Here is an 18565-nt window from a genome sequence, read left to right as displayed (position 1 = left end):
TTCTTCTGTATTCACCGCATGTATCTTTCCATTGTTTAATTGTTCTTTACTGCGCTGTGTGTAATCTGTCTTTCCTTTTGATGTTTCAGAAGGAGAGGCACCCCCTAATATGCTTAAACTCATTACTCCAATAGTGAATACCGTCATCATTTTCTTTTTCAAAATTAATTCCTCCCTCTTACACTTTCTTTTCCATCATTCCCATAATTTTTTTAATACTATACATACATCTCATCGCTGCTTGAAATAACATTATGATCGATAAAATTCACTCACGTACACCTCTATAATCTCTTCTTCACGTAATGAATTTTCTTTATGCCATACATAATATAAATAGTTTCTTAACTTTATCTTAAAAAAAGACGACCTTGTAAAAACAAGATCGTCTTCTTACTTATATTCTTTGATTTTTAGGGAATATCACTTCAAAGCAAGTGCCATCTCCCCATTTGCTCTCTACTGATATTTTTCCATAATGCTTTTCTACAATCCAATTTGCGATTGAAAGACCTAATCCAGCTCCTTCTGACGTACTTCTTGCTTTATCCCCTTGATAAAAACGATCAAATAATTTCGGAATATCTTCTTCTTTCACTCCTATCCCGTTATCCTTCACCTGTATACGAATTGCACTACTCGTTTGCGTGCAATCAATTTGAATATGCCCGCCTTCGTTTGTATACTTCATCGCATTATCTAACAGTATGACCATCATTTGATGAATCCGCTCTCTATCCCCCATAAAAGATACGTCACTTTCTACTTTTAGTAACATCTCTTTTTCTTGATAAGAAGCAATCTCTTTATATGGGGCTACTATTTCTTCTAACAATTTATCAAGTTCAAATGTTTTCTTATCCATCTCAATTTGATTAGAATCAGAACGTGCTAGCAATAATAAATTACTAACGAGTTTCGATAACCGCCTACATTCTTTTGAAATTGTAGAAATATCCATCGCTTTTTCTTCTATCGTAGCGGATGGTGACTGGAATAAAACATCCGTTTTTGATTGAATAACTGCAAGTGGTGTCCTGAGTTCATGTGATGCATCAGAAACGAATTGCTGCTGTTTCTCCCATGAATTTTGAATAGGTACGAGTGCTCTACCAGCTAGGAAAAAGCCGATACCTATCGCACAGAGGCTTCCTATGCTACAACCTATAACAAGGATTAAAAATAAAGTATTTAACATTCTTTCTTCCGCTGTTATATCTCGCACGATTTGAACTATTTCTCCATCTTTTTGAAGCGAAAATACTCTAAAATATCGTCCTTGTACTTCAATATCTTGTAACTCCTCTAAATTTTTTGGAGAAAACTTTTCCAAATTCTCTTCAAAAATAGAACGGAATTTACGGTTATCGCCCTCTATTTTCACTATTTTTCCATTCCAAGTTATTCTAGTTACTCGCGGATCTCCAATTTGGATATTCTCCATGCGTTTTCTTGGTGGTATTTTAACATCTAATTTTTCTCTATACTGAGCCAACATTTTTATAGATTGATCCACTTCATTATAAATACGCTTATATGTGTATGAATAAATAATACTACCTAATATACCTATTAATAGGATAAATACTAATGAATTCACTATAGTCAAACGAATGCGTGTCTTTTGAAACATACTTCCCTTTTTCATTGTTCTTTTAATATATATCCAATACCTCGAACGGTTTGAATATCTTTCTGATAACCGAATGGTTCTAATTTTTTACGTAAATGATGCACATACACTTCTACAATCGCTACTGTCGTATCTGAATCAAATCCCCAAACACGATCAAAAATTTGTTCACGCATTAAAATCTTCCCGCTATTTTGAATGAGGTACTCTAGTAGCTCATATTGTTTCAATGTCAACTTAATACTTTTTCCATCTACTTGAACGTCTTTATCTTTTCCGAACAATTCAATCCCTTTATAACGAATCGTTTGCTGCGTTGTTAAACTACCACTTCTGCGTAGTAAAGCGCGAATTCTCGCTTTTAATTCGGGAGCCTGAAATGGCTTAACGATATAGTCATCTCCACCAAAGTCCAATCCCTTCACCCGATCTTCTAAAGAATCTCTCGCTGTCAAAAACAGGACTGGTGTTTCAATCTTTTCATCACGTATTTTTTGAATTACTTCAAATCCGTCCATCCCTGGCATCATCACATCCAGCAAAATTGCATCATATATATTTTGAAGCGCTAAAAACAATCCATCTTCTCCATTTATTGCTGTATCTACTTCAAATTCATCACGCAAAATTTGTACGATAGACTCTAGTAACGAAGCATTATCTTCTACTACAAGTAAGCGCATACTGTCACCTTCCATCATATAGTTCAATTCTATTTATTATTACGTTTCTTCTCTTCGTAACAAAAGAATGTAGTTACATTACGTAATTTCATTTTCAACTATTTTCTTCTGAAGTTTTGCTTTATATAAAATTTTGAAGTTTTATTATAAAAGCTTTGTCTTAAATTTACCTTAATAAAAAATTGAAAGAAATAAGATTCCTCTTATCTCTTTCAATTTTTTATTACATATACCTTTTTACTCGGCAACTCCAAACAATTTAGCTGACCACCATACACAGCCCCGCCATCAATTCCAATAATACGATTACTACCAAAATACACTCCGCAATCCTCACTACCATGAAGCGTTTTTGTTTCCGTATGCCCAAATATAACAACCTTTTCACCGCTATATCCATTATGAAATTCATTACGGATCCACATTAACGTATATGGTTCAGATTCAGAAACTCGTTTCATCGGCTCAACCCCAGCATGTACAAATATATACTCTTCTGTTTCAATGTAATGATCTAATTCTTGAATAAACTTTATATGTTCCTCTAATACACGAGATTGTAAAATCGGTTTTGAGAAGTCTTTCTCATTAACCGCAATATCTTCTTCTACAAATCCATAGCTATATAATGTCTTATCTCCACCATTTCTTTTTACCCAATGGTTCCATGAACGTTCCTCATTTGTCGTTAACGCTTTAATCATCATATCTTCATGATTTCCTTTTAAAATGAGTGCTCCCTCTTCTTTCAATTCTCTTACCTTTTCAATTACAGCACGCGCATTTGGACCACGATCTACATAATCTCCCAGTAAGATTAATTGATCCTGTTTCGCATCATATTGAGCTTCTTCCAATAACTGTTCGAACTTTTCTATCTCTCCATGAATATCACTAATAACAAGAATTCTTTTCATATTATCCCCCCTCTTTCTAATTATAGTTCAAAACGACAGAAAGTTCAGAATCGCAATCCCGAATCATATTTATCCCACATTAATGGGCCGTAAAAGCCCGATTGGCGAGGGCTGATAATCAGTGGGAGATGAAGAATCCCCACTGATTAAAGTTTCACTTTATTACAAACTAAACTATTATCCTTACAACACTGTAAGTCTCTTGTCATCCAATTCGATGGTTGTAATTACTGTATTTCCTTATACTGAAAGTAAGAAATGAAACAAAAACAAGGAGAGATGAAAAAAGTAATAGAAGTTATAGTAGCGGTAGTAGAGGTTTTCATAAATGGTAAACAAGTCGCAATGGAGTTAAATAAATAATGAAAAAGACAACATTCATTCTAGACCCTTTACTCATATAAAAGAGATAAAACTTCATTATTTCTTTGATCCCTTATCTCCCTATAAAGAAAGCCGTATCCCTTTTAAGGATACGGCTTTCTCTTATTTTTGACTCGTACGAGCTGAAATACTAATTGCTCTATCTGTTGCTTTGGCAGCTTCATCTAAAGCTTCTTTACTATTCTTCCCGTCATACATCGCTTCTAATGCTTTTACAACTGCATCTCGTGATTCTGGGAATACACTAATTAAAGCGCCTTGTGTTGCTGAAGATTGCTTCGTCGCTTGCAGTTGCTCTACTGTTACTTTCAACTGTGGATATTTTTCATATTGCTCTTTTACTAAAGGTTCATTATATGCATCTGGATTAATTGAGAAATAGCCTGTTGCAGTATGCCATTTTGCTTGTACGTCTGGCTTCGTTAAATATTTCATAAAGTCCCAAGCACCTTGTTGCGTTTCTTCTGAAACCATATTCGTCATCCATAATGATGCTCCACCAATAACAACACCATTTTGTTTCGAATCCTCTGGATATGGAATATATGAAACTCCTACATTAAACTTAGATGCATCAATTAAATCACGAACACCTGCTGAAGAATCTAAATACATAGCAACTTGTCCAGACTGGAACGCAGCACGAATATCATCCCAACTTGCTCCATACTTTCCAAGTGCGCCAGCTTTATTTAAATCATCTAACATTCCAAATACTTTCTGTCCTTCTTTACCGTTAAATACCGCCTTCTTTGCAGCATCTTTACGGCCGTTTTCGTTATCTACATATAAAGCACCTTGTGTCGCTAACAATTCTTCAAAGAACCAACCATAGTTAAGCATGGAGAATCCATATTGTTTTACATTTCCACCTTCTTTAATCGTTAACTTCTTCGCTGCTTCTTGTAATTCCGCATATGTTTTCGGAGCTTTCTCTGGATCTAAGCCCGCCTTTGCAAAAGCATCTTTATTATAAATTAATACTGGTGTAGATGAATTAAATGGCATAGAATACATTTTTCCATCAACTGAATAATAATTTGTAATTGCTTTTTCTAATTTTGACGTATCGTACTTATCTTTTTTTATCCAACTATCAATTGGTGTGATTTTTTTGCTATCAATCATATATTTCGTTGTAATTTCACTCGATTGAACAAGAGCTGGCGCTTCTTTCGTTGCAGACATCGTTCTAAATTTTGTTAAAGACTCTTCATATGTCCCTTGGAACTCTGCCTTTATCTCGTATTTATTTTGTGACTTATTATAGTCTGCAACAAGACCATCTAGTACACCTTGTGTTTTTCCACCCATCGCATGCCAGAAGCGAATTACAGTTTTATCACTATTTTTTTCAACTGGTGCTACTTTTGCCTGCGCTTCAGGTTTTCCCTCTGTTTTACTATTTGAACAAGCGGCACTAGATAATGCCATTGTTGCTGCCATTAATAGAGCAGCACCTTTTTTTACTAAACTCATTTTAAGCTCACCTTCTCTTAGTTATTTAATTGCACCTTTTGTTAATCCTTGTTGTAATTGTTTTTGTCCTAAAAATAGTAAAATCAATGTTGGAATAACGATAACCGTCACACCGGCCATTACGCTTCCCCAATCAGTTGCAACTTCTTGTGACTGAAGCTGCTTCACACCAATTTGCACTGTTCTTACTTTTTCATCAGTGGTCACTAAAAGTGGCCATAAATACATATTCCATGTTGTTAAAAAGCTATATACTCCAAGCGTAATAAAACTCGTTTTACAATACGGAATTACAACGCTGAATAAAAACCTTACATTTCCAATCCCTTCAATAAAAGCAGCTTCTTTCAGTTCATTCGGAAGTGTCATAAAATGTTGACGTAGTAAGAAAATACCGAAAGCTGTTGCAAAAAACGGCACTGTCATCCCAGCGAAACTATTGATCCAGCCAAAGTTTTGAATCGTTAAAAAGTTAGGCACCATCGTTGCTTCCCACGGAATAAGCATCGTTGAAATAAACAGGAAGAAAATTAAATTTCTCCCTTTAAACTGAAGAAAAACAAAAGCATACGCCGCTAAGCTTGATACGATAAGTTGTCCAATCATAACGACTGTCGATACAATTAAACTGTTATATAAGTATGTAAAAAGCGGTACTTTTTGAAAAATATTAATGAAATTATCAAAAGTAAATTGAGTTGGAAATAACCTTCTCATTTGAATATCGTCTGGTGTCATAAAGCTTATTAAAAACGCATACAGTACAGGAAAAAACACCATTACTGCACTAATTATGAGCAGCATGTATAATAGGAAATTTTGCTTCCACTGTTTAACAATCATTTATAATGCACCTTTCTCTCAGCAAACTTAAATTGAAGTAATGTAGCAATGAAAATGAAAACAAATAATACCATCGCTTGTGCGCTTGCTGTTCCAAATTGATGATTCACAAACGCCTCTTTGTAAATCGAGTACACAATTAAATTCGTTGCATCATTCGGTCCACCGTGCGTTAAAATATCAATTTGTCCAAAGCTTTGGAACGCACTAATTAACGTTACTGTTACAATAAAGAATAAAGTTGGCGATAGCATCGGTAATATAACACGGCGAAGCTTATATAAATAACTAGCACCATCTATAGATGCACTCTCATATAAAGACGTATCGATATTTTGTAAACCACCTAATATAACTAAAAATGCAAATCCTGTATTCACCCAAACTGTTGTAACTGATACAGAGAATAGTGCCCAGTCCGGACTCGTTAACCACGCGATTGCAGGAAGATTCATAGAGGCTAATATATTATTAAATAATCCTACACTTGGATGAAATAAAAATAGCCAAATCACTGCACTAGCAGCTACTGATATTCCCATCGTCGAAGAAAACAGAACTCGGAATAACCCAATACCTCTTACCTTTCCATTTGCAATCAATGCAAGAAACAAAGCAAATATAATACTCGTAGGCACTGTATATAAAACAAATAGTAAAGTTGATTTTATACTTTTGTAGAAAGCTGGATCAGAGAATAAATATTGATAATTTTCTAAGCCAACGAAAAGATTAGCTTCTCCATGTATATCGGTTAAATAAAAACTATAGTAAATCGTCCTAAACAATGGATAGAACAAAAAAATCGAAAATAGCAAAATAGATGGCGCCAAAAACAATAATCCTATTCTTAAATCTTTCGTTCTCCCCCATAATTTTTTCTTTTTTGACACCTTTGTTTGAACTGGTAACTTACTTACTTCGATCATTATTTCGCCACCACTTTCAACTCTTCTTCAGCTACCACTTTTAAGCGTTCATTCGTGTTTTCGTTAAAGAAGCATAACTTTTCTTGCGAGAATAATAATTTTACTTTATCACCTTTGTTCAAGAGTAACTGTCCGATGACTTTCGCACTCCAAGTTGTTCCATTTACCGCAAAGTTTAATATAGATTCATTCCCTAATACTTCTACAGATTGCAGCGTCACTGCTTGTCCTTCCTCAGACAGTTCAATATGCTCAGGACGCATGCCTATACGAATTATTCCTTCTGGTAATTGCTTTAACTGTCCAATAGATAATGGAATTTGCAATTGCCCTATATGTAATACACCTTTTTCTTTATCCACTTCTCCATCATTTATATTCATAGAAGGAGAACCTATAAAACTTGCAACAAATTCGTTTGCTGGTTCGTTATATATGTCAAGTGGTGTTCCAACTTGCTGTATACTTCCTTTATTTAAAACCATGATACGATCTCCCATAGTCATCGCTTCTATTTGATCGTGGGTAACGTAAATCATCGTAATTCCTAATCGCTGCTGAATTTCTCTAATTTCAATCCTCATTTGCGCACGTAATTTCGCATCTAAATTCGAAAGTGGTTCATCCATTAAACAGATTGGTGCTTGACTCACGATCGCTCTAGCAAGCGCAACACGCTGTCTTTGTCCGCCTGATAATTGACCTGGTTTCATTTTCACATACTCTTTCAGTCCTACCATTTCAATCGCTTCCATTAATCGCTTTTGTCGCTCTTCTTTTTGTACTTTTCTTACCTTAAGTCCAAATAAAATATTTTCTTCTACAGATAAGTGTGGATATAATGCATAATTTTGAAATACCATTGATAGATTACGGTCTTTCGGCTCTAGATCATTTGCAACACGTTCATTAATAATCAAATCTCCCGAAGAAATCTCTTCTAAGCCAGCGATCATGCGTAATAATGTGCTTTTCCCGCATCCCGAAGGTCCAACTAAAACAAAAAATTCGCCCTTCTTAATATGAACCGATACGCCTTTAACCGCTGTCTCTTCTGCATTTTTATATACCTTTGAAACATTTTTCAATTCAATCACAAGGTTGCACTCCTTTTTTCTTTATGTATCCATACTTCATAATGACTTGTTGAAATCACACTTGCTCCTGCACGAATTGCAATTTCCGCATCTTCTCGCGTTTGAATCAGCCCGCCTGCAATAATAGGAAATTCTATTTCCTCTGCTAGCTGTTTAATTATAGAAGGCATAATCCCTGGCATAATCTCTACTGCATTTGGTTTAGTCGTTTTACAATTTTCAATTGATTTAGTAAGGGATAAAGTATCTACAATAAAAATACGTTGAATTGTTTTCAATCCAATTTTATTAGCATTTCGAATTGTCGAACCCTTTGTTGAAATAATACCTTGTGCCCCGATAACATCTTGAATATACAAAAGCGCTTCCTCTGTATTCGTATTTAAGCCTTGTATAAAATCACAATGAAGAAATACATCATGTCCATGTTTCTGCAATTCATATACACGCTCTGGTAATTCCAGCATTGAACCAGTCATAAGAAAAACTGTTTTCGGCAATTTTTTGTATGCTTTGTATCCTTTCCAATCTTTTATCATCGCAATATAAGGTTCTTTAAACATTCATTCCACCTAACTGTTCTATTTTTATCAAAACTAAAAACACCTACTTACATAGAACGCCTTTCTCCTTATTTGAACTCTAGGGAATAGAGCACACCTAAGAAAGTGGCACATTATATGTAAGTGGGTGTTCTCAAATGTTCTCTACCCTAGTTATTTTGTTACCTTTACTATATTACGCATTTATTAAGTCAGTTTTGATAGATTGTTAATTAGGTGTTAATCGAATGTTAATATTCACCACATCATCATTTACATTAATCTGGATATTAAAATATAAAATAATAGAACGAAACAATGCTTAAAATTCAATCAATATGTAAATTCATTCCATAGTTAATGAGTTTTAGTTTGCTTGCCACTGCTTGCGAAGGAAAGTTATCCCAAGCAGTACTGTAAAGTGGAATGCGCTTTTCCTCTTGTATTGATATGGCCCAGGCTGTAACAACATCAGTACCATATCCATTCCCTTGAAATTCCGCTAAAGTTTCCACACTTGCCTCAGCAGCTACGGGCGTACTTCTGGCACTGCAACAAACGGAAACTACCTTTTCATTTTTTACAATTGCAAAATAAGGTTGCCTCCATTCCATCTGTTCTATTAGATTAGGAAAATTTTCTCGCAAAAGCTCTTTATTCTTCTCAGTTATTTGTATTGTTCTAGTCGGCTTATGTAAAGTATTAGGGAACATGAAAGCAGGACCCATCCAAATATTTTCCACTGTTCTGTCTTCATTTAATACATTAATGATCTTTGCTATCTCTATATACTTTGAAGGTTCTCGAATTAACTTCTCAATATTACTTACCGTTTCATCATCCACATTACAATGATATCTCGTTATACTCCCTTCACGAGTTCTGCCAAGAAAAAAACGTGGTGCTTTCGGATTTCCTTGTTCATTTACATATTTCATTTTTCCTACTTGATTATGAACAAATAAAACCTCTACCTGAATTACTATTAAATCAAGTTCTGAGAGACTCATTTATACCCTCCTTATTTACTCCATATACCATCTATTCATAATCTATTTTTCATGTTCAAAACAAAAATCCCATTCAAATACACATTACTGAATCCATCATACTAACTGATTTCTTCATTCTGTCTATCTAAATGGGATTATTTTTCGTTTTTTACTCTACTGGTTGTTGTGGCTGTACTACTTCATTTGCTCCAGCTACCCTCAACATATTTACAATATCTTTAAAACCTCTTTTTTCAGCGTATTGCAGTGGCGTCAGATGTTCCTTGTTAGCCATATTTACATCTGCACCGTGATCAATAAGCAATTGAATTACTTTCTTATGGTTTTCACTACCATTTCCTAATACAATTGCTTCTAATAGCGCTGTTCCACCACGTTCATTTTTATAATTCACATCAATATCTGTATGCTCTAATAATTCTTTAACAACCTCTACATGTCCACGCTCAGATGCAGAAATAAGTGCTGTTCCACCTGACTTAGTCGTTTCTTTCGTATTAACTCCTGCATTAATTAATACTTTTACAATATCCGTATATCCTTCTCTACTTGCATAAAGAAGTGGATTACTTTGTTTCTCATCTTTAATTTCAATATTAGCACCTGCACCAATTAATGCTTTAACTGTCTCTACATGATTTTGGTACGTCGCTGCAAGGACAGGCGTTTCTCCGTTGTCACCTTCTACGTTTATATTCGCTCCATCCTGAATCAACTTCATAGCTGTCTCTGTGTCTCCAAGAGTAGCTGAAAGTAACAACTGTTTGTCCATTAAATTTATACTTTTCTCTTCTTTAGATTCTTCCTGTTCTTTATGCTTCTCTTTTTTCTTTTCATTTTTCACATGAACCGGTTTCGATTCTGGTTCTTCTTGCTTATCACAAGCCACTACCGTCATTAAAAGTCCTAATAAAATACATAATAAAATTTTTTGTTTTCTCACAACTACAGCTCCTATGAAAGATAATGTTTTCTTAACCATTCCTCCATCACATACAATAACTCTTCTTGAGTACATTTATCCATAAGCCCTTTAGATTCCTTCTTTAATCGGATTATCTTAAGCTTATACTATGTTTCTCAACCTATTGGAATGATACGCCTGATGGCCCCATCATTAACATTATGAAGCAATTAGTTTAGCACGTTTTTACCGCATTTGTATACATTTCTAAAAAGTACATAAAGTGAAACTTTAATCAGTGGGGGTTTTGTTCATCCACCACTGATTATTAGTTGAACCACTCGGGCGTTTACTGGCAGTTGATCCCCCACCTAACTTCTTTGCTTCCGCTGAATTTTGAGGTGGGGGTCTTACTGCCCGTTAATGCGGGATAAATGATTGCTTTAGGTTACTATATTCCATTGTAACCGTTCTTCTAAAAATTTTACACCTTTTCTATATTTGCACCTGAGTAATAATAGAAAAAGACAACTATATAGTTGTCTTTTTCTATTATTAATGATGTCCACCATGATTTCCTGCTTTCGGTTTCCCCATCATCTCTTTATTCATTTCCCATTTGTGCTCTGCTAACTCTTTATACGAAAGAATTTTCCCCTTATAGTTAGATACAAAGCTCTCTGCATCTTTTTTATTTTTGAATGAAATGACATTATAAGCCATCGGTGTCGTTATTGTTTTATCATATACGTAAGTAGCGTCTTCTAACGAAATCCAATCTTTCGAATCATAATCTCGGACAAATTTCTCTTTCGTCTTTTCATCTGAGTTGATCTCCATCCATTTATACATACAACCAATATCATCAAACTTTAACGCTTTTCCATTTTCTAAAATAATTTCTGTTGCAAATTGATTATCTGTTACCCCAATTTGGCAAATATCACATTTATCATGTTTCTCATCAATGGCAACACCTGCTGTTTCCTTTTTCCCACACCCGACTACTGTAAATATGAAACATAAACATATAGCAAGTACGACATATTTTACTTTCATCAATATTCCTCCCTAGAAACCGTATACTCCATGAAAAGAATACCAAAAGGTTGTGTGAGATTTGTGAAAAAACAATGTGCTTTTTGTAATATAGGAAATAAAAAAAGATGTGTAGTTATTTCTACACATCTCTCATCACTCACAACCTGTAATTAATAAATCATCTTCTAATTTAACTAATAATGTATCCGCACTAATTTCCTGTCCAACTTCTACATTTACCAATCTTATATTTCCACTAATCCCGACTGCAATTTTTTTTAGCTCACCGTCATTTTTTCGGATCATCAGTAATTTTTCCCATTCATATACGTAAGAAGATTCATTAATAAAAATCTCCTCTACTTTTCCTTCATAAGAGCTATAAATCTCTTCTATTCTCGTTTTCATATAACATCTACTCCCTATTTCACACTTCACTATTTTCATCTTATTCTACCATTCTTACGAGGAGCGGCTTACTTTTTAAAAATTCAAATTAACTACCGTGAACAAAATGAACAAAATAAAAATTATGCTTCTAATGATGTTATTTTTCAAATTATTTACCATTTGAATAGATGCTTTTATTATAAATAAAAAACCTTTTTCTGAATTTTTATTCTATTTTGAAAGCGCAATCATTCTTTTGAGGGGGAAATTACATGTTAGCACTACTTGGATTTGCGATGGTATTTGTCTTTATGTTTTTAATTATGACGAAACGTATGTCAGCACTAGTAGCCTTAATATTAATTCCGAGTGTTTTTGCAGTAATTGGCGGATTCTATGCCAATATGGGGCCTATGATGTTAGAGGGGATTCAAAAATTAGCACCTACTGGTATTATGCTTATGTTCGCTATTTTATATTTTGGAATTATGATTGATAGCGGTTTATTCGATCCTGTCATTAGTAAGATTTTAAAATTTGTAAAAGGAGATCCTTTAAAAATCGTTGTCGGAACGGCTATATTGACTATTATCGTTTCTCTAGATGGTGATGGTACAACAACATACATGATTACAGTTTCCGCAATGTATCCACTATATAAGCGCCTTGGAATGAACCCCCTCATATTAGCTGGAGTTGTTATGTTAGGGGCAGGAGTAACAAACCTTACACCTTGGGGTGGACCCACAGCTCGTGTTATGAGCGCACTTGGACTTGAGGCTTCCGAATTATTTACACCTCTTATTCCAGGAATGATTGCTGGTGCAATTTGGGTTATTCTCGTTGCCTACTATCTTGGAAAAAAAGAAAGAAAACGTTTAGGTATTATGGATGTACAGTATTTAAAACAAATGCAAACAATGGATGAGCAAGCTGCAACTGTCGAAGCCGCAGCGCATAAACGTCCTAAACTTCTATGGATTAACTTTTTATTAACTGCTACATTACTTGTCTGTCTCATACTAGAAGTTATGCCGTTACCTGTTTTATTTACAGTCGCTTTTGCTATTGCTGTTATGATTAACTATCCAAACTTAGAGCAACAGAAAGAACGTATTGCTTCTCATGCAGGGAATGTATTAGCAGTTGTTTCTCTCGTATTTGCTGCCGGTATTTTCACTGGTATTTTATCTGGAACAAAAATGGTAGATGCAATGGCTAACAGTGTAGTAACTCTTATACCAGATGCACTTGGACCACAACTACCAATTATTACAGCACTTCTCAGTATGCCATTCACATTTTTCATGTCTAATGATGCATTTTACTTCGGGGTATTACCTATCTTGACGAAAGCTGCTGCTACTTACGGAATTAGTGCAGCTGAAATGGGACGCGCTTCCTTACTTGGGCAACCCGTTCACTTATTAAGTCCGCTTGTCGCTTCCACTTATTTATTGGTTGGAATGGCCAAAGTTGATTTCGGTGAACATCAACGCTTCACTTTATTGTGGGCCGTTGGAACGACAATGGTTATGTTAATTACCGGAATTGTAATTGGGATTATTCCAATATAAGATGCAAAAAAACAGTAGAAGAAATAAAATCCTCTACTGTTTTTTATTATGAAGAAGCAAGAAAATAACGTCTCTCCGGTCTCCCAACACTTCCATATATTAGCTCTGCGTGGACTTTCTTCCCAGATATCAAATACTCTAAATAGCGCCTTGCCGTTGATCGGCTTACTCCAATCATTGAGCTTAACATTTCTGCTGTAATCCCTTCTTCATTAACTGTTAACATATGCTTTTTTACTTTCGCTAAAGTATAAGGATCTATCCCTTTCGGGGCATATTCTATTTGATCTCCCTTCACACCTCTTTGAGACCATAAATATTCAATTTGTTCCGTAGATAATTGATTGTTCTTCTTTAACTGTATAATCTTTTTTTGATAGCCTTCTAGACTTGCTTTAAATCGATCAAACATTAGTGGCTTTACGATATAATCTGTTACTCCGCCCCGCAGGGCGTGCCTCACTACATCTGTTTCCGATGCCGCTGTAATCATAATAATATCTGTATCGTGCAAATGATGCCTAATATATGTGACAAGTTCCGTTCCTTGCATATCAGGTAAGTACACATCTAATAAAACAAGCTGTGGCTTCACAAGCTCTAGCCATTCTTTCGCTTGTTCTCCAGTCGTTGCCGTTCCAATTACTTTAAATCCCTCAATTTTTTCAGTAAAACGACGATGAATGTCAGCAATCCGAATATCATCTTCTACAATTAATACTTCAATCTCCTCACCCATTACTATTCGCCTCTCTCTTTCGGTAGTGCAATAATAAATAACGCACCACCTAAATCCCCTTTTTCAATTGCAATACTTCCATTTAAATCTTCTACTAACTCTTTCACTTTTGCTAATCCATATCCTCGCTCTCCTCCTTCTTTCGTCGAAAAGCCTTTATAGAATATGCTAGTAATTATTTCATCATGAATCCCTTGCCCTGAATCTTCCACTTCAATTAATATTTCTTCTCCAATATCAGTTACAAACATCCTTACTTTCTTATCATTCTCTTCATTTTTTTCAATTGCTTCAAATGCATTCGTAATTAAATTTCCTAAAATAGAAACGACATAATTACTCTCAATATGTGGACTTAATTTGTCTAAACCACTTTCTCTATCTAGCATAAAATCAATCTTCAACTCTCGTGCTCTATTATAAAATCCAATTAAAATTCCACCTAGCCATGGATTTTGAATCCGCTTCATAATAAATTGAACAAAATCTTGATATACCGCTGTTTCCTTATGAATAAGCTCTAAAGCATCTTCGTATGATTCTAATTGGATAAGACCTGAAAGCGTATACATTAAATTGTTATATTCGTGCGTTTGCGCTCGTAATGCCTCTGTATATTGCTTCGTCTGAGATAATTCTGCTGTTAACTGATCCATTTCAGATTTCAAACGTAAGCTCGATACAACGCCAGTTACTTTATTCTTTACTTTAATAGGTAGACGGTTCGCAATAACAGCCTGTCCTTTTATATTTAATTGGCGATCAAACTGTTCTTCACCAGTTTGAAGTACATCTAATATCGTTGAATTAGGAATTACATTTAAAATAAATTCCCCAATAATATTTTGTTGTTTATCTAGCGAAAGAATATCATAAGCTGCTTGATTTACTAAACTAATCCTGCCATTTTTATCGATTACAATAATCCCTTCACGTACAGATTGAATCACTGTACTATGCTCTTCATATAAAGATGAAATTTCTTCTGGTTCCATCCCGAACATCATTCTTTTTATACTTGCCGCTAAATATATAGAGCCGATTATCCCAATTAAAAGACCTATTATTGTAATCCAAAATACCCGCTTTCCATACACTTCTACTGCTCCATGAATATCAGCCATTGAAAATCCAACAGACACCACACCAATGATTTCATTTTCCTGATTACGGATTGGAACTTTTCCGCGTAATGAAGGGCCTAATGATCCAGTTGCTTTCGAAACATATGATTTTCCTTCTAATAAAACGCCTTTGTTATCTCCACCAATCATCGCTTCTCCTATTTTATCTCGCTCAGGATGTGCATATCGAATCCCCTCTTTATTTCCAACTACAATAAAGTCAGCCTCTGTATCAATTCGAATTTTTTCTGCGATTGGCTGAATAATAGAAGCTGGATTTTCTTTTTGAAAAGCTTCCTGAATTTCTGGTATCGCGGCAACTGTTTTCGCAACATGCAAGGCCCGTTTACCAATTTGCTCTTCTACCGTTTCAGATAATATGTAATAAAATAAATAACTCGTTAGCATAAGTACAACTAAAATAAGTGTACTAATAGTTAATGTAATTCTCGGTTGGAGTTTTAATTTTTTAAATTTCAAAACCATTCCCCTAACATGATTAAAGATAGAATTTAAAGAAAATACAGTTTTTTATTATCATAACACGGTTACTATATATTTCTTTCTTTTTTATCTTCATAAAAAAAGAAACGAAGCATAAGTACTACTTCGTTTCTTAACAGTTTATTATTATATTTTAAACTTACCAATCATCTCTTGTAATTCTTCTGCCATTTGTGATAAATGGACTGCTGCTGCATTTATTTCATCTACTGAAGCTAATTGTTCCTCAGAGGAACCAGCAATATTTTGAACACTTGCGGCATTTTCTTCAATCGTAGCTGCAATTTCATTAATAGATGCACTTACTTGTTTTGCATCTACCGTCATTTGTTTTGCTACATCTACCATGCTATCAATTTGTACAACTGTATCATTTGTAGACTTCAATATTTCGACAAAGCTTTGCTTCGTTTCATTTGCAACTACAAGTCCTGATTGTACTTCTGCTCCAACTTGATTCATAGAGCTTACTGTTTCTTTTATATCAAATTGAATCTCTTTCACTAGTTTCCCAATTTCCGTAGAAGACTGTCCTGATTGTTCTGCTAGCTTTCGCACTTCATCTGCTACAATTGCAAATCCTCTACCTTGCTCTCCAGCTCTTGCAGCCTCAATTGCCGCATTTAACGCTAATAAATTTGTCTGTTCTGCAATATGTTGAATTACTTCAAGGATTGCTCCAATTTGTTTCGACTTATCATCTAACAAACCAATGATTTTGTCTGACTGTGAAACAGACTCATGAATTAATTGCATTTGATTCACAGTTTGTTCAACTAACTTCCCACCATTTTCAGCTTTTTTCTTCGTATACATAGAGGCTGTAGATACTAATGAAGAACTATCTGCAACACGCTGAATTCCTTCTGTAACTTCTTCTAACAATGTTGCTCCTTCTTCAACTTCTTTCGTTTGTATTTCTGCACCACTTGATACTTGCTCTATAGCCTGTGTAATTTGTTCCGTTGCTTCGCTTGTCTGCTTCATACTAGCTGTTAATTCTTCTGAAGATGCCGCTACATGACTTGCTGAAGTGTTTATATTGGAAATGACACTTTGTAACGATGCAGCCATCTCGTTAAAACTTTCTCCTAGCTGTCCAATTTCATCTTTAGAATGAACTGTAATTGATTCTGTTAAATCACCTTCACTAATCTTCTTCGATGATATGACAAGTTGTTTTAACGGTTTAATAATAGACGCAATTATGAAGTAAATTACAATCCCACCGATTATTAGTGAAATTCCAAGAACAGTTATTGTTTTATAGAAAATAGGTTCAGCCGCTTCGATAATTTCTTTGGAAGGCATAATTCCTGCTATTTTCCATCCAGTTTTCTTATTCGTTTTAAAAGTGATATTGCGATCTTCACCATCTAATGAATAATGAAAATCCCCAGCTTCCTGTTTATACAATTCTTTACTAAGTTTCTCTTCTAATTTCTCTCCTGGCTTCATTTTCGGGTGCGCTACTACATTTTTATCTTGATCAAATATCGCTACATATCCTTCCTTACCGATATTAACCATCTTGGAAGTAGTAACAATATCATTAATGATTAAGTCAATCCCAAGAACTCCACTTTTATCCTCGTTTTGTTTTGCTAGTGTAATAACAATATTCCCTGTCGTTTTTGACTTATATGGAGCAGTTACAATTACTTCTCCGCTTTTCTTCACTGCCTCTTTATACCAATCTCTTTCTGTAGGATTATATCCATCTGGCATCTGAATAGCTGGTGATTGAATGAACTGTCCATTACTAGATCCTGTATAGATTGCTTCCATTTCTGGATGTAGTTTGTTGTATTCTTCTAGTTTATTTTGTATGTTTTGAATTTGATCTGCTTGGTAACTTGATTGTGTGAATAATTTCGTAAAATAAGTTGCATCTATTTTTTTACTATCCAATTCCTTATTAATTACATTATCCAAAATTTTTATATTATCTTTCGCCGAGTTTAAAATTGTTTCATTAAAATTCTTCTTCGCTTGTTGATAAGACGTCCAACCAATTACAATACTTGGAAGAATTAAAATAATAATAAATGATACAAGTAACTTTGTTTTTAAACTACTACTCCTTAATTTCCCTTGAAACATACTTCTACCCCTCCATACCGTTTTAAATGTAATTAATTAACATTTAATCTTTCTATAAAAATAATACAATTTAAATGTATCGATGAGACTCTCTATCTTTTTATAGATCTAAAGAATTGATACATATCTTTTTCATTCTATATAAATTAAATAATTAAAACAATGTATAAAAATGTATATTATTCGAAATATTATAATTCATAGGAGAACCTCTAGTATTTCAATTACTAGAGGTTCTTTCCACCTTATTATTCTTTATCTTTATCTTTTTCTACTTCTTTTTTCCCATCTTCTACTACAGATACAACAGGTTTATCGCTTGATAATTGTTGTACCGCTCCTTTTCCTGCAAATCCTTCTAATAGCTCTTTTAAGTCAATGCCAGAAGAAGCTTTTAACGTTTCTTGCATCGTTGCCATTAAATCAGTCGCATAACCCGCGACTTTTCCGGCCCCGCTATTTTTACCACCGCCGCCTGTATCGACAACTGTGATTTTATCAATATTACTAAGCGGACTTGCAAGTTCCTTCGCATAACTTGGAAGCATTTTAAGAACCATATCCATAATTGCCGCTTGACCATATAATTCAAATGCTTCTGCGATTTTTTGTTTCGCTTCTGCCTCTGCTAAACCTTTTAACCTAATAACATCAGCCTCTGCT

17 protein-coding genes and 2 pseudogenes are annotated in these 18565 nt (G+C 34.5%); 1 reads left to right on the top strand and 18 read right to left on the bottom strand.

Going from position 1 to position 18565, the window contains the following annotated elements; all coding sequences use genetic code 11:
- The 13 genes and pseudogenes from MR170_RS24975 to MR170_RS24915 form a co-directional block, all read right to left on the bottom strand.
- Positions 1–162, bottom strand: a pseudogene (locus MR170_RS24975) (transporter); the annotation flags it as partial.
- Between the two features lie 235 nt (positions 163–397).
- Complete coding sequence (locus tag MR170_RS24970) at positions 398–1633, bottom strand: sensor histidine kinase (RefSeq protein ID WP_016083589.1); 1236 nt, start codon at positions 1631–1633, stop codon at positions 398–400.
- Between the two features lie 11 nt (positions 1634–1644).
- Positions 1645–2316 carry a response regulator transcription factor gene (locus tag MR170_RS24965; RefSeq protein WP_016083590.1) on the bottom strand — a complete coding sequence of 224 codons (672 nt, stop codon included), beginning with the start codon at positions 2314–2316 and terminating at the stop codon, positions 1645–1647.
- Positions 2317–2528: 212 nt separating this feature from the next.
- Positions 2529–3233 (bottom strand): metallophosphoesterase family protein, encoded by a 705-nt coding sequence (locus tag MR170_RS24960; protein ID WP_016083591.1) that lies wholly within the window; start codon positions 3231–3233, stop codon positions 2529–2531.
- A 486-nt stretch (positions 3234–3719) separates the two neighbouring features.
- The gene (locus MR170_RS24955) at positions 3720–5096 is read right to left on the bottom strand and encodes an ABC transporter substrate-binding protein (RefSeq protein WP_016083592.1); all 1377 of its coding nucleotides are present in this window, start codon (positions 5094–5096) and stop codon (positions 3720–3722) included.
- 21 nt (positions 5097–5117) lie between these two features.
- Positions 5118–5939, bottom strand: a complete 822-nt coding sequence (locus MR170_RS24950) for a carbohydrate ABC transporter permease (protein ID WP_000635948.1) — start codon at positions 5937–5939, stop codon at positions 5118–5120.
- Positions 5936–6868 carry a carbohydrate ABC transporter permease gene (locus MR170_RS24945; protein WP_043935544.1) on the bottom strand — a complete coding sequence of 311 codons (933 nt, stop codon included), beginning with the start codon at positions 6866–6868 and terminating at the stop codon, positions 5936–5938. Before MR170_RS24945 ends, MR170_RS24950 begins: the two co-directional genes overlap by 4 nt.
- Positions 6868–7965 (bottom strand): ABC transporter ATP-binding protein, encoded by a 1098-nt coding sequence (locus MR170_RS24940; RefSeq protein WP_043935546.1) that lies wholly within the window; start codon positions 7963–7965, stop codon positions 6868–6870. The genes MR170_RS24945 and MR170_RS24940 overlap by 1 nt, the downstream gene beginning before the upstream one ends.
- Entirely contained in the window at positions 7962–8528 is a 567-nt protein-coding gene (locus tag MR170_RS24935) for a glycerol-3-phosphate responsive antiterminator (RefSeq protein ID WP_242309740.1), read from the bottom strand. Before MR170_RS24935 ends, MR170_RS24940 begins: the two co-directional genes overlap by 4 nt.
- Positions 8529–8836: 308 nt before the next feature.
- Entirely contained in the window at positions 8837–9517 is a 681-nt protein-coding gene (locus MR170_RS24930; protein WP_043935548.1) for a GNAT family N-acetyltransferase, read from the bottom strand.
- Positions 9518–9668: 151 nt separating this feature from the next.
- Positions 9669–10538 carry an ankyrin repeat domain-containing protein gene (locus tag MR170_RS24925; RefSeq protein ID WP_016083597.1) on the bottom strand — a complete coding sequence of 290 codons (870 nt, stop codon included), beginning with the start codon at positions 10536–10538 and terminating at the stop codon, positions 9669–9671.
- Positions 10539–10979: 441 nt separating this feature from the next.
- Complete coding sequence (locus MR170_RS24920) at positions 10980–11483, bottom strand: nitrous oxide reductase accessory protein NosL (protein ID WP_016083598.1); 504 nt, start codon at positions 11481–11483, stop codon at positions 10980–10982.
- A 135-nt stretch (positions 11484–11618) separates the two neighbouring features.
- Positions 11619–11873 carry a hypothetical protein gene (locus tag MR170_RS24915; protein WP_000857376.1) on the bottom strand — a complete coding sequence of 85 codons (255 nt, stop codon included), beginning with the start codon at positions 11871–11873 and terminating at the stop codon, positions 11619–11621.
- Positions 11874–12127: 254 nt separating this feature from the next.
- Here MR170_RS24915 and MR170_RS24910 point away from each other — a divergent pair, with 254 nt between their 5' ends.
- Positions 12128–13432, top strand: coding sequence for a CitMHS family transporter (locus MR170_RS24910; protein ID WP_016083599.1), 1305 nt, complete (start codon positions 12128–12130; stop codon positions 13430–13432).
- A gap of 46 nt (positions 13433–13478) precedes the next feature.
- On the opposite strand, the gene MR170_RS24905 is transcribed toward MR170_RS24910, so the two are convergent.
- The 5 genes and pseudogenes from MR170_RS24905 to MR170_RS24890 all read right to left on the bottom strand — a co-directional run.
- On the bottom strand, positions 13479–14171 hold the full coding sequence (locus MR170_RS24905) for a response regulator (protein ID WP_016083600.1): 693 nt from the start codon (positions 14169–14171) through the stop codon (positions 13479–13481).
- A 2-nt stretch (positions 14172–14173) separates the two neighbouring features.
- Positions 14174–15781, bottom strand: a complete 1608-nt coding sequence (locus MR170_RS24900) for an ATP-binding protein (RefSeq protein WP_043935549.1) — start codon at positions 15779–15781, stop codon at positions 14174–14176.
- 144 nt (positions 15782–15925) lie between these two features.
- Positions 15926–16786, bottom strand: a complete 861-nt coding sequence (locus MR170_RS32785) for a methyl-accepting chemotaxis protein (RefSeq protein ID WP_369812832.1) — start codon at positions 16784–16786, stop codon at positions 15926–15928.
- A gap of 81 nt (positions 16787–16867) precedes the next feature.
- A pseudogene (locus MR170_RS32780) lies at positions 16868–17902 on the bottom strand (HAMP domain-containing protein); the annotation flags it as partial.
- A gap of 248 nt (positions 17903–18150) precedes the next feature.
- Positions 18151–18565, bottom strand: a 415-nt coding sequence (locus tag MR170_RS24890) for a flotillin domain-containing protein (protein WP_276575665.1), incomplete at its 5' end; no start/stop codon positions are given.

Origin of the sequence: Bacillus cereus group sp. BfR-BA-01524, assembly GCF_022662595.1 — a bacterium.
GTDB lineage: Bacteria > Bacillota > Bacilli > Bacillales > Bacillaceae_G > Bacillus_A > Bacillus_A thuringiensis_S.
This window is presented reverse-complemented; position numbering and strand designations above follow the sequence as displayed.

Excerpts from the sequence above, each read along its gene's own strand:
- MR170_RS24935 (WP_242309740.1), bottom strand. The coding sequence starts at position 8,528 with ATGTTTAAAGAACCTTATATTGCGATGATAAAAGATTGGAAAGGATAC.
- MR170_RS24910 (WP_016083599.1), top strand. The coding sequence starts at position 12,128 with ATGTTAGCACTACTTGGATTTGCGATGGTATTTGTCTTTATGTTTTTA.
- MR170_RS24930 (WP_043935548.1), bottom strand. The coding sequence starts at position 9,517 with ATGAGTCTCTCAGAACTTGATTTAATAGTAATTCAGGTAGAGGTTTTA.
- MR170_RS24905 (WP_016083600.1), bottom strand. The coding sequence starts at position 14,171 with ATGGGTGAGGAGATTGAAGTATTAATTGTAGAAGATGATATTCGGATT.
- MR170_RS24915 (WP_000857376.1), bottom strand. The coding sequence starts at position 11,873 with ATGAAAACGAGAATAGAAGAGATTTATAGCTCTTATGAAGGAAAAGTA.
- MR170_RS24945 (WP_043935544.1), bottom strand. The coding sequence starts at position 6,868 with ATGATCGAAGTAAGTAAGTTACCAGTTCAAACAAAGGTGTCAAAAAAG.
- MR170_RS24960 (WP_016083591.1), bottom strand. The coding sequence starts at position 3,233 with ATGAAAAGAATTCTTGTTATTAGTGATATTCATGGAGAGATAGAAAAG.
- MR170_RS24955 (WP_016083592.1), bottom strand. The coding sequence starts at position 5,096 with ATGAGTTTAGTAAAAAAAGGTGCTGCTCTATTAATGGCAGCAACAATG.
- MR170_RS24920 (WP_016083598.1), bottom strand. The coding sequence starts at position 11,483 with ATGAAAGTAAAATATGTCGTACTTGCTATATGTTTATGTTTCATATTT.
- MR170_RS32785 (WP_369812832.1), bottom strand. The coding sequence starts at position 16,786 with ATGAAGCAGACAAGCGAAGCAACGGAACAAATTACACAGGCTATAGAG.
- MR170_RS24950 (WP_000635948.1), bottom strand. The coding sequence starts at position 5,939 with ATGATTGTTAAACAGTGGAAGCAAAATTTCCTATTATACATGCTGCTC.
- MR170_RS24970 (WP_016083589.1), bottom strand. The coding sequence starts at position 1,633 with ATGTTTCAAAAGACACGCATTCGTTTGACTATAGTGAATTCATTAGTA.
- MR170_RS24900 (WP_043935549.1), bottom strand. The coding sequence starts at position 15,781 with ATGGTTTTGAAATTTAAAAAATTAAAACTCCAACCGAGAATTACATTA.
- MR170_RS24965 (WP_016083590.1), bottom strand. The coding sequence starts at position 2,316 with ATGCGCTTACTTGTAGTAGAAGATAATGCTTCGTTACTAGAGTCTATC.
- MR170_RS24925 (WP_016083597.1), bottom strand. The coding sequence starts at position 10,538 with ATGTACTCAAGAAGAGTTATTGTATGTGATGGAGGAATGGTTAAGAAA.